The sequence below is a fragment of the Herbiconiux sp. genome (assembly GCF_023264895.1).
Lineage (GTDB): Bacteria > Actinomycetota > Actinomycetes > Actinomycetales > Microbacteriaceae > Herbiconiux.
This window is the reverse complement of sequence record NZ_JAHFUY010000020.1, coordinates 31,494-42,626: the sequence shown is the minus strand read 5'-3', so window position 1 is coordinate 42,626 and position 11,133 is coordinate 31,494. Positions and strand designations below refer to the sequence as shown.

The following is an 11,133-nucleotide window of genomic DNA, read 5'->3' as shown; positions in this document are numbered from 1 at the left end:
GCCCTTCGTCGTTCCCGCCCTCGGCACCTGAGTACTGATTGCTCATAACAGGAGCTCCTCCGGGGCGACCAAGCTTGGTCGACCCACCCCGAAGAAGGAAGTTCTCCTATGTCCCCCATCCGTTCCATCCCGGCCACGGCGTTGGCCGTTCTGGTCGTCGCGTCGGGCCTGACGACCCTGTCCGCCGGCGCCGCCTCAGCCGAGCCCACGCTTCCGCAGCCCATGTGCCCTCCGGCAACCGCCTCCGCCGGCGTGCAGTACTACGACCAGGACCTGTGGGCCCAGGAGGAGTCGCTCACGGGCTCCATCATCGCCGGGTCGTTCCCCGGCGTCACGATCGACAACCACAGCTGGTACGCCTCCTACGAGGGTGCACCGAGCAAGCTCGGGGTCAACACCTTCACGGTCCAGCTCACGAACGGAGACACCAGGACCTCGTCGATCGTCTGCACGGTCGACGTGAAGGCCGACGTCACGCTGGATCCGTCGCTCACCGTCTCGCGAATCGACGCGACGGACCGCTACGCGGAGGCAGTCAAGATCTCCCAGGCCACCGTGCCGGCTCCGGCCACGGCACCGCTGGTCTACATCGCCAGCGGCGAGAAGTTCTCCGACGCGCTGAGTGGCGCCGGCGTCGCTGCGCAGCGCTCCGCTCCCCTGCTCCTCTCCTCGGCGAAGTCGCTGCCGCAGGTCGTGTCCGATGAGCTCGCCCGCCTGAAGCCGACCGACGTCGTCGTGCTCGGAGGCGAGGACACGGTCGAGCCTGCCGTCGCCGCCGCCATCAAGGCCGCGCTTCCTGCGGCCACGATCACTCGGATCGACGGCTTCGACCGCTTCGAGGTGTCGAGGAATCTGATCAGCCATCCGACCTTCGGTGCGACCTCCCTGAGCTTCGTCGCGGTCGCCAGTGGCCGAGTGTTCCCGGATGCGCTGAGCGGCGCTCCGATGGCTCCCGTGCTGCTCGTGAACGGGCTGCAGACCGCCTTCACCGCCGAGGAGAAGGCCATCCTGGACACCCGCGGAGTCAACGGCATCGCGCTGCTGGGTGGCGAGAACACCATCTCGCGCGAGCTGTCAGACTCGGCGAGCCGCCTCTGGGTCGGCAAGACCGTGCGCATCGCAGGAGCCAACCGCTACTTCGTGTCCTCCGGCGTGGCGCGCTTCGCATTCGCCAAGCCGTCCACCACCGTGGACACCGTCTACCTGGCCACGGGCGTCACGTTCCCGGATGCGCTCTCGGGCGCTGTGCTCGCCAGGAAGAGCGGCTCGCCGATCATGCTGACGACGAAGGACTGCATCCCGATCGACACCGCCCACAAGATCACGATGCTCGGTGCCAAGAAGATCGTGATCCTCGGCGGAACCGCCTCCGTCAGCACCGCGGTGGAGAAGCTGACGGTCTGCTCCCCCTGACCTGACACCACGGCTCCTACGGAAACGACGAAGGCGCCCGGCCCGGGAAGGGGCGGGCGCCTTCTGGCGTGGAGGGTGGACTAGCGGGCGAAGTAGCCGCGGTAGTACTCGAAGACCCAGCCGACGATGGCCACGAGGGTGAGGGCTCCGGCGATGAAGCAGATCCAGAAGCCCACAGCGAGGCCCAGCATGAGCAGGGCGCCGCCACCCGCGAGGATGATGGGCCACCAGCTCCACGGGCTGTAGAAGCCGAGCTCCGGGTCGCCGTCGTCGATGTTCGAGTCGAGGCGGTCTTCGGGCAGCTCGCCGCCCTGCGACTTGTGCACACGGCCGAGGTAGAAGGCGAGGAACGCCGACAGGATAGCCGCGAGGCCGATGCCGAGCGTGCCCACCCACTCGATCTGACCCTCGAAGTAGATCAGCGACCAGACCGTGTAGGCCGCCGTGGCCAGGAGCATGAAGACGAACAGGATCCAGAAGAGATTGGTGTTGGCTCTCATGGGTTACTTGACCTTGCCTTGCGAGACGTCGTAGGTGGGAGCATCCGGAGCGTCCTTCGCCGGACCCACACCGACCGGGATGCCGGCCTCGGGGTGGTTGAGGTCGAACGCCGGCGACTCCGAGCGGATGCGCGGGATCGAGGTGAAGTTGTGGCGCGGCGGCGGGCACGAGGTGGCCCACTCGAGCGAGCGGCCGTAGCCCCACGGGTCGTTCACCGTGACCTTGGGCGCCTTGCGGGCCGTGATGTACACGTTCAGGAAGAACGGGATCATCGAGGCGGCCAGCACGAACGCACCGATCGTGGAGAGCTGGTTCATCCACTCGTAGCCCTCTTCAGGCTGGTAGGTGGCGTAACGACGAGGCATGCCGATGACGCCCAGCCAGTGCTGGATGAGGAACGTGGTGTGGAAGCCGATGAACAGCAGCCAGAAGTGCCAGTAGCCGAGACGCTCGTTGAGCATCTTGCCCGTCCACTTGGGCCACCAGAAGTAGAAGCCCGAGAACATGGCGAACACGACCGTGCCGAACACCACGTAGTGGAAGTGCGCCACCACGAAGTACGTGTCCGAGACGTGGAAGTCGAGCGGCGGCGACGCCAGGATGACACCGGTCAGGCCACCGAAGGTGAAGGTGATGAGGAAGCCGATGGCCCAGATCATCGGCGTCTCGAACGTGACGGAGCCCCGCCACATCGTGCCGATCCAGTTGAAGATCTTCACACCCGTGGGCACCGCGATCAACATCGTCATCAAAGAGAAGAAGGGCAGCAGCACGGAGCCGGTGACGTACATGTGGTGCGCCCACACCGTGACCGAGAGGGCCGCGATCGAGATCGTGGCGTAGATCAGCGTCTTGTAGCCGAAGATCGGCTTGCGGCTGAAGACCGGGAACACCTCGGAGACGATGCCGAAGAACGGCAGCGCGATGATGTACACCTCCGGGTGCCCGAAGAACCAGAACAAGTGCTGCCAGAGGAGCACACCGCCGTTGGCCGGGTCATAGATGTGGGCCCCGAAGACACGGTCCGAACCGAGCGCGAAGAGCGCGGCGGCGAGCACCGGGAAGGCCATCAGCACGAGGATCGACGTGACCAGGATGTTCCAGGTGAAGATGGGCATCCGGAACATGGTCATGCCCGGGGCACGCAGCGTGATGATGGTCGTGATGAAGTTCACCGCACCGAGGATGGTGCCGAAGCCCGAGAGGCCGAGGCCGAAGACCCAGAGGTTTCCGCCGTCTCCCGGCGTGAACGTGGTCGACGACAGCGGCGCGTAGGCGAACCAGCCGAATGAGGCCGCCCCCTGCGGAGTGAGGAAGCCTGAGACAGCGATCAGCGAACCGAAGAGGAAGAGCCAGAAAGCGAACGCGTTCAGTCGCGGGAAGGCGACATCCGGCGCGCCGATCTGCAGCGGCATGAGCGCGTTGGCGAACCCTGCGAACAGCGGTGTCGCGAACATCAGCAGCATGATCGTGCCATGCATCGTGAAGAGCTGGTTGTACTGGTCCTTCGTCTGCAGCAGCTCGAGGCCCGGCTCGAAGAGCTGAGCCCGGATGACGAGGGCCATCACGCCGCCGAGGCAGAAGAACAAGAACGAGGCGATCAGGTACATGTACCCGATGGTCTTGTGGTCGGTGGAGGTGATCCACTTGACCAGGATGTTGCCCTTGCGCCCCACGGTCTTCGAGGGAGTGGGAAGGGGGGCCGGAGAGCCGACCGACGTCACGTCGACGGTTGCAGTCATGTCGCGTTCCTACTCTTCTTCTTCGTGGTCCTCGGGCACACCGATGCCCGGGAGGTTCTGGTTGCGGTCATACTCGTGGCCGAGCTGACCCTCCTGGCCCGAGTCGCGGAGCGACTGGATGTAGTCGTCGTATTCCTGCTGGGAGACGACCTTCACGTTGAACAGCATCATCGAGTGGTACTCGCCGCAGAGCTCGGCACACTTGCCGGAGAATGTTCCTTCACGCTCGGGCGTGACGTACATGTAGTTCGTCTTGCCGGGCAGCATGTCCTTCTTGTAGAGGAAGTCGATGACCCAGAACGAATGGATGACGTCGCGCGACTCGAGCTGGACCTCGACTGTCTTGCCGACGGGAAGGTAGAGGGTGGGGATCTCGGATTCGACCAGCTCGCCGTTCGCGTCGTTCGGGTCGTCCTGACCCTGCACGCCCGCGTAATAGACGTCTTCGTCGACGTAGTTGAAGTCCCACGCCCACTGCTTGCCGAAGACCTGGATGGTGACCTCGGGGTCGTCGTAGGCGGCCTCGATCGCATCCTGGTCACGCGCCGTGAAGGCGAAGAAGCCGAGCACGAGGATGAGCGGGACGATCGTGTAGAAGATCTCGATCGGCATGTTGTAGCGCAGCTGAGCCGGCAGGCCGGTCTGGCCCTTGCGGCGGCGGTACACGACGATCGCCCAGATGGTGAGCGCCCAGGTGATGACACCCACCACGAGCAGCACGATCCACGACGTGACCCAGAGGCCGATGACGCGGTCGACGTTGTTCGTGGTGCCGGGCTCGGTGGGAAGCCAGCCCTGGAGCTGGTCCTGCGTGCACCCGGCGAGGACAACTGACAGTACGGCTGCGATCGGTATCGCAGCCCATCGGAGACGTCGGTTAGAGCGCACCACAGACCTTTCGGGAAGCTACACCACAGTGTATTTGACCTTCTCCTAGCTTACTGTGTCGATTTACCCGCCGTTGCCACAGCCACACCGGATCGGCCTCTGGTAGGGCACGCAAAAGGGCCGCCCTCATGCTGGACGGCCCTGATGAGAGGTGCTTTCTAGTGGAACGAATCCCCGCACGCGCAGCTTCCGCCGGCATTCGGGTTGTCGATCGTGAAGCCCTGCTTCTGGATCGTGTCCTCGAAGTCGATCGTGGCGCCCTCGAGGTAGGGGACGCTCATCTTGTCGACGATGACCTCGACGCCGTCGTAGTCGACGACGTTGTCGCCGTCGAGCATGCGCTCGTCGAAGTAGAGCTGGTAGATCAGGCCCGAGCAGCCGCCGGGCTGCACGGCGACGCGCAGGCGCAGGTCGTCGCGACCCTCCTGCTCGAGGAGGTTCTTGACCTTCGTGCCCGCGGCCGGGGTGATGCCGACCTTGTGCGCGGGGGCTTCGACGGTCTGTCCCTCAGCGGGCGCAGTCAGTGTCGAGTCGCTCATGTTCGCTCCATTCGCTCGGAAGTATGACGGAAGTCTAACTCCGGCAACCTGGGGCCGAGGTCAACTATTCCCGGCACGGTCGTTCATGCGCAGGAGCATGAGCGCCTCGGTGCCGATGGCGCGGTGGAAGACGCCGAGGTGCAGCGACTCGTTGGGGCTGTGCGCCCGCGTGTGCGGGTCTTCGACACCCGTGACGAGGATCTGCGCTTCCGGGAAGACGCGCACGAGATCGGCGATGAACGGGATCGACCCGCCGATGCCCGCCTCGACGGGCTCGGCACCCCAGGCATCCCGCATCGCGTCCTTCGCCGCCGTGACCGCCCAGCCGGACGTGTCGACGAGGAACGGGCTGCCGGTGTCGACGTCGTCGAGCTCGACCACCGCGCCGAAGGGGGCGTGCGAGCGGATGTGCGCCTCGAGCGCCTCGAAGGCCTCCTGCGGATCCTGACCGGGCGCGATGCGCGCGCTGACACGGAGCGAGACGCTCGGGATGAGGGTGTTGGAGGCGTTGGCCACGGAGGGGGCGTCGATCCCCGTGACGGTGACGGACGGCTGCGCCCAGAGCCGGGACAGCACGGACCCGGTTCCGATCGGCGAGACGCCCTCGAGGAGGCCCGCCTCGCTCCGCAGCGTCTCGTCGGTGTACTCCGGCGTCGGCATCTCACGCGAGGTGAGCCCCGCGACCGCCACGGAGCCGTTCTCGTCGTGGAACGAGGCGGCGAGGCGGAAGGCGGCGAGCATCGCATCCGGCACCGCTCCCCCGAACATGCCCGAGTGCGAGGCGTGCGCGAGGGTGGAGACCGTGAGCCGGAAGGTGACGTTGCCGCGCAGGCTGATGGTGAGCGAGGGGGTCTCGGCATCCCAGTTGTCGGAGTCGGCCACGACGATGACGTCGGCGGCGAGCTTCTCGCGGTGCGTCTCGAGGAAGTTCGCGAACGAGCGCGAGCCGAACTCCTCCTCACCCTCGATGAAGAGCACGAGACCGAGGTCGAAGTCGTCGCCCGCGACGGACCGGAGGGCACGCACGGACGCCAGGTGCGAGACCACACCCGCCTTGTCGTCGGCCGCACCCCGGCCGTAGAGGCGGTCGCCGCGGACGGTCGGTTCGAACGGCGGCGACTCCCAGTCCGCGTCGTCTCCCTGCGGCTGCACGTCGTGGTGGGCGTAGAGGAGCACGGTGGGGCGGTCGTTGCGGGCGGCACGCGTGGCGAGCACCGCGGGCTGCCCCTTCTCCCCCGTGCCGGTCTCGGCCCGGAGGATCTCGACCGTCTCGAACACGCCGGTCTCGCGGGCGAGACCCGCCACCGCTTCGGCGCTCGCGGCGACGTGAGCCGGATCGAAGGCGCTCCAGGACACCGACGGGATGCGCACGAGCCCGCTGAGCTCGGCGATGCTCGCCGGCAGCGCCAGCCGGACCTCCTCGGCGAGGCGCTGCTCGCGATCGTCTACCTGGGAGAACGGGGAGCCACTCGGGTCTGTCATGCAGGTAATCTTAAGAGACGAACGAACGAGGACACCGTGGCCAAGAAGACGAGCACCGAGCAGCCCCCCATCGACGCGCCTGTGGAGGAGTCGCCGATCGGCAAGGGTCGCGCGACCCCGACCCGCAAGGAGCGTGAGGCCGCGAACGCCAGGCCGCTCGTTCCCACCGACCGCAAAGAGGCGAGCCGGGAATACAAGCGACGCCAGCAGGAGGCACGCGACAAGGCGCGCATCGGCATGGCCAACGGCGACGACCGCTACCTCCCCGCTCGCGACAAGGGAGCGCAGCGCCGCTACGTGCGCGACTACGTCGACGCCCGGTTCAACATCGGCGAGTTCCTCATCCCGATCATGTTCGTGGTCATCCTGCTCACCCTCGTGCCGCTGCCCGAGGTGCAGTCCGGTGTGATGCTCGGGCTCTACGCCTTCGTACTGATCGTGGTCGGCGACTGCGTGCTGATGGGCTTCCGCCTGATGAAGAAGCTGCGCGAGAAGTTCGGCGCCGACAGCATCGAGCGCGGCACCCGCTGGTACGCCACCATGCGCGCGCTGCAGTTCCGCCGCCTGCGCCTGCCGAAGCCGCAGGTCAAGCGCGGCCAGTTCCCCAGCTGACCCGGAGGACAGCGCATCCTGAACCCGGAGCCGATCCGATTGCGGGCCGAACCGCGGGTTCGGGGGTAGCGTTCTCCCCGAATGGGTCGGAAGAGCGACGAGGGGCCATGATCGACTGATGACGGACGAGACCGCGGTGACCGAGTCCGCGAGGCGGGTGCTGGCGGCGATCGCCGACCTCCGCGTCGCCGAGCTGAAGATGCTGCGGCGTGAGACCGAGCGGTCGGGCCTCAAGGAGAACGACCTCGCGGCGATGCGCCTGCTGCGGGAGGCCGGGCTCGCGGAGCGGCCGATCGGGCCCAAAGACCTCGCCACCGGCCTCGGCATCACGAGCGCCTCGGTCACCGTGCTCCTCGACCGCCTGGAGAAGCGCGGGTTGGCCACGCGGAGCGCGCGCTCCGAGGACAGGCGGAGCCTCCGCATCGATGCGACCGAGGCCGGGCTCGAGGTGATGGCCTCGCACGACCAGCCCGAGCGGATCCGCTCGCTCGCCGAATCCCTCGATCCGCACGACGCGCACGTGATCGAGCGCGTCTTCCGCGACCTCGCCGCGGCCGCCGACACGGTCGCGGCCGCGCAGTCGGACAGCTCCGAGGAACGCTACCGCCGCGCCTGACGCCCCACGCGCAGCGTCGCCAGGCCACGATTGATCTGGCGCGCCCACAGCGGGCCGCGGTAGAGGAACGCCGTGTAGCCCTGCACGAGCGTCGCGCCCGCGTCGATCCGCTCCTGCACGTCGGCGGCGGTGTCGACGCCGCCCACCGAGATGACGCACAGCTCGGCCGGCACGACGGAACGGATGAGCTTCAGCACCTCGAGCGAACGGGCGGCGAGCGGAGCACCTGAGAGCCCACCGGCTCCGGCGGCCTCCACGACCTCGCGTGCGGTGACGAGGCCCTCTCGCGAGAGGGTCGTGTTGGTGGCTATGATGCCGTCGAGCCCCAGGTCGACGACGAGGGCCGACACCTTGCGCACCTCCTCGTCGGAGAGGTCGGGGGCGATCTTGACCAGCAGCGGGGTCGCTCCGCACTCGGCCTTGACCGCCTCCAGGAGCGGTGCGAGCAGGTCGATCTCCTGCAGGCCGCGGAGGCCGGGGGTGTTCGGTGACGACACGTTCACCACGAGGTAGTCGGCCATGGGGGCCAGGGCGCGCGCGCTCTGCAGGTAGTCGCCGATCGCATCCGCGACCTCGACCACGCGGCTCTTGCCGATGTTGACGCCGATCACGGGCCGCGGATGGCGGAGCGAGCGCACGCGGGCCAGGCGCAGCGACGCACCGGCCGCTCCCCCGTTGTTGAAGCCCATGCGGTTGATGACGGCGCGGTCGGCCACGAGCCGGAACAGGCGGGGGCGCGGGTTGCCCGGCTGCGCGCGCGCCGTGATGGTGCCCACCTCGACGTGACCGAAGCCGAGCGCACCGAAGCCGCGGATGCCCTTGGCATCCTTGTCGAAGCCCGCCGCCAGCCCGAACGGGGTGGGGAACCGCAGGCCGAGCGCCTCGACGGAGAGATCGGTGCCCGGCGCAGCGGTGAAGCGGCTCACGAGCCGCTCGAGCCGGAGCGCCGGGATGGCCTCGATGACCGAGAAGGCGAGGTGATGGGCACGCTCCGGGTCGAGCTTCGACAGCACGTGCCGGAAGAGGAGTCCGTAGACGCCGCTCACTCGTAGGAACCGGCGGTGTCGCGTGCCTCGGCGGCCGCGGGGCCCTGCTCGTCGCGCGCCTGCTCGTGCTCGACGCGGAGCAGCGTGATGGCGCTCTCGAAGTCGTCGAGCGAGTCGAAGGCCTGGTAGACGCTCGCGAACCGCAGGTAGGCCACCTCGTCGAGCTCGCGGAGGGGCTGCAGGATGGCTAGGCCGATGTCGTTGGCGTCGATCTGCGCCGCACCCGAGAGGCGAACGGTCTCCTCCACCCGCTGGGCGAGCACCGCGAGGTCGCTGTCGGTGACGGGCCGGCCCTGGCAGGCCTTACGCACACCGCTCACGATCTTCTCGCGGCTGAACGGCTCGACCACGCCGGAGCGCTTGATCACGCTGAGGCTCGCGGTCTCGGTGGTGCTGAAGCGCCGACCGCAGTCGGGGCACTGGCGGCGTCGGCGGATGGCGAGACCATCGTCGGTCGTGCGGGAGTCGACGACGCGGGAGTCGGGGTAGCGGCAGTAGGGGCAGTACATGGCACCTCCATGGTAGTGGAGCGCCGGGCCCCTCGGGCGGGCCGGCCGGTCAGCCGGTGGCGCGCTGCCAGGCCTCGGTCACGAGGGCCGTCAGCACCTCGTGGTCGACCGCGTCGAGCCGCTTGATGTAGAGGCAGCCCTTGCCGGTGGTGTGCGCGCCCAGCCGCTCGAGAAGCGGATCGGGTTCGCCGTAGCCGTCGTGCACCCCGTAGACGGTGATCGCCGCCTTGCGGGGCGAGAATCCGAGCACGAACCAGTCGTGGGTGCCGGTGGTGTTGGTGTAGGCGGCGGAGCCGAAGCCCACCATCGTCGGCCCCCACATCCGCGCCTCCTCGCCGGTGACCCGGTGCATCAGCGCCCGGAGCTCGTGGCCCTCGGCTCGGCGCCGAGGGTCGGGGACCGCATCGAGGAACGCCGTGACGTCGGCCGCGGTGGGCTGGGTCTTGATCTCGGCCACGGCTCCCCCGGATCAGCGGGCGAAGCGGGCCGTGACGGCGTCGCCGTGGGCCGGGAGGTTCTCGGCGGCCGAGAGCGCCACGATGCGAGAAGCGACGGCCTCGAGGGCGGGGCGGTCGTAGCGCACGATCTGCTGGGGGCGGAGGAAGGTGTAGGCGCCGAGGCCCGAGGAGAAGCGGGACTGGCCGCCGGTGGGGAGCACGTGGTTGGAGCCCGCCAGGTAGTCGCCGAGGCTCACGGGCGAGTAGGCGCCCACGAAGATCGCGCCGGCGTTGTGGATGAGGCCGAGCGTCGCATCCGGATCGGCCGTCTGCAGCTCGAGGTGCTCGGGGCCGTAGACGTTGCTCACCGCGGCGGCGAGCTCGATGCTGTCGACGAGCACGATGGCCGACTGCGGGCCGTCGAGGGCGATCGCGACGCGCGCGGCGTGCGTGGTCGTGGCCGCGGCGCGCTCGAGGGCGGCGACGACGTTCTGCGCGAGGGCGGTGGAGTCGGTGACGAGGACCGCTGCCGCGAGCTCGTCGTGCTCGGCCTGGCTCACGAGGTCGGCGGCCACGAACTCGGGGTCGGCGCTCTCGTCGGCGATGATGAGGATCTCGGTGGGACCGGCCTCGGAGTCGATGCCGACGACACCGCGCACGAGCCGCTTGGCGGCGGCCACGAACACGTTGCCGGGGCCCGTGATGACCTGCACCGCCTCGAGACCGATCTCGTCGACCCCGTAGGCGAGCGCGCCGACGGCTCCCGCTCCCCCGATGGCGTAGACCTCGGTGACGCCGAGGAGACCCGCCGCGCCGAGGATGGTGGGGTGGATGGAGCCGCCGAACTCCTTCTGCGGCGGCGACGCGATCGCGATCGAGCCGACACCGGCGAGCTGGGCGGGCACGACGTTCATGACCACGCTCGAGGGGTAGACGGCCTTGCCTCCCGGCACGTAGAGGCCCACGCGCTCGACCGGGTGCCAGCGCTGCTCCACGACCGCGCCGTCGGCGAGCGTGGTGGTGCGGGCATCCGGGATCTGGGCGGCGGTGGCCTGCCGCACGCGCACGATGGCCTCGTCGAGCGCCGCGCGCACCGCGGGGTCGAGCCCCACGACGGCCGCGTCGATCTCGCTCTGCGGCACACGCACGTGCTCGGGCACGACGCCGTCGAAGCGTTCGGCCTGGTCGCGGAGGGCGACGAGACCGTCGGCGCGGACGGCCTCGATGAGGGCGGCGGCGGCCTCGGCGGCCACGGACACGTCGGTGTCGGGGCGGGGCACGAGGGTCGCGAGCTGCGCTCGGGTGGGCGTCTGGCCGCGGAGGTCGATGGTCTGGATCATGGCATAGC

The 11,133-nt window shown here is 68.6% G+C and carries 12 protein-coding genes; 3 read left to right on the top strand and 9 right to left on the bottom strand.

The features are described 5' to 3' along the window. Positions 1–108: 108 nt before the first annotated feature. A complete protein-coding gene (locus Q0D57_RS03525; protein WP_291038215.1) occupies positions 109–1,413 on the top strand; it encodes a cell wall-binding repeat-containing protein in 1,305 nt (434 codons plus the stop codon). Positions 1,414–1,493: 80 nt separating this feature from the next. On the opposite strand, the gene Q0D57_RS03520 is transcribed toward Q0D57_RS03525, so the two are convergent. The 5 genes from Q0D57_RS03520 to Q0D57_RS03500 form a co-directional block, all read right to left on the bottom strand. Further along, positions 1,494–1,913 carry a cytochrome c oxidase subunit 4 gene (locus tag Q0D57_RS03520; protein WP_291038212.1) on the bottom strand — a complete coding sequence of 140 codons (420 nt, stop codon included), beginning with the start codon at positions 1,911–1,913 and terminating at the stop codon, positions 1,494–1,496. 3 nt (positions 1,914–1,916) lie between these two features. Next, on the bottom strand, positions 1,917–3,656 hold the full coding sequence (gene ctaD, locus Q0D57_RS03515) for a cytochrome c oxidase subunit I (protein WP_291038210.1): 1,740 nt from the start codon (positions 3,654–3,656) through the stop codon (positions 1,917–1,919). A 9-nt stretch (positions 3,657–3,665) separates the two neighbouring features. Further along, positions 3,666–4,544 (bottom strand): cytochrome c oxidase subunit II, encoded by an 879-nt coding sequence (coxB, locus tag Q0D57_RS03510; RefSeq protein WP_291038207.1) that lies wholly within the window; start codon positions 4,542–4,544, stop codon positions 3,666–3,668. 158 nt (positions 4,545–4,702) lie between these two features. Then, positions 4,703–5,083, bottom strand: a complete 381-nt coding sequence (locus Q0D57_RS03505; protein ID WP_291038204.1) for an iron-sulfur cluster assembly accessory protein — start codon at positions 5,081–5,083, stop codon at positions 4,703–4,705. Between the two features lie 60 nt (positions 5,084–5,143). After that, positions 5,144–6,565 (bottom strand): dipeptidase, encoded by a 1,422-nt coding sequence (locus tag Q0D57_RS03500; protein WP_291038201.1) that lies wholly within the window; start codon positions 6,563–6,565, stop codon positions 5,144–5,146. A gap of 36 nt (positions 6,566–6,601) precedes the next feature. Here Q0D57_RS03500 and Q0D57_RS03495 point away from each other — a divergent pair, with 36 nt between their 5' ends. Continuing rightward, positions 6,602–7,177: a DUF3043 domain-containing protein gene (locus Q0D57_RS03495; protein ID WP_291038198.1), complete on the top strand. Its 576-nt coding sequence runs from the start codon at positions 6,602–6,604 to the stop codon at positions 7,175–7,177. Between the two features lie 118 nt (positions 7,178–7,295). Next, positions 7,296–7,793 carry a MarR family transcriptional regulator gene (locus tag Q0D57_RS03490; protein WP_291038195.1) on the top strand — a complete coding sequence of 166 codons (498 nt, stop codon included), beginning with the start codon at positions 7,296–7,298 and terminating at the stop codon, positions 7,791–7,793. Here the strand turns inward: Q0D57_RS03490 and Q0D57_RS03485 are convergent. The 4 genes from Q0D57_RS03485 to hisD are packed head-to-tail and all read right to left on the bottom strand — an operon-like array spanning position 7,778 to position 11,125. Further along, complete coding sequence (locus Q0D57_RS03485; protein ID WP_291038192.1) at positions 7,778–8,839, bottom strand: quinone-dependent dihydroorotate dehydrogenase; 1,062 nt, start codon at positions 8,837–8,839, stop codon at positions 7,778–7,780. The genes Q0D57_RS03490 and Q0D57_RS03485 overlap by 16 nt on opposite strands. Further along, complete coding sequence (gene nrdR, locus Q0D57_RS03480; RefSeq protein ID WP_291038189.1) at positions 8,836–9,348, bottom strand: transcriptional regulator NrdR; 513 nt, start codon at positions 9,346–9,348, stop codon at positions 8,836–8,838. Before nrdR ends, Q0D57_RS03485 begins: the two co-directional genes overlap by 4 nt. A gap of 49 nt (positions 9,349–9,397) precedes the next feature. After that, the gene (locus Q0D57_RS03475) at positions 9,398–9,805 is read right to left on the bottom strand and encodes a DUF1801 domain-containing protein (protein WP_291038186.1); all 408 of its coding nucleotides are present in this window, start codon (positions 9,803–9,805) and stop codon (positions 9,398–9,400) included. Positions 9,806–9,817: 12 nt separating this feature from the next. After that, positions 9,818–11,125 (bottom strand): histidinol dehydrogenase, encoded by a 1,308-nt coding sequence (hisD, locus tag Q0D57_RS03470; protein ID WP_291038183.1) that lies wholly within the window; start codon positions 11,123–11,125, stop codon positions 9,818–9,820. Between the last annotated feature and the right edge of the window lie 8 nt (positions 11,126–11,133).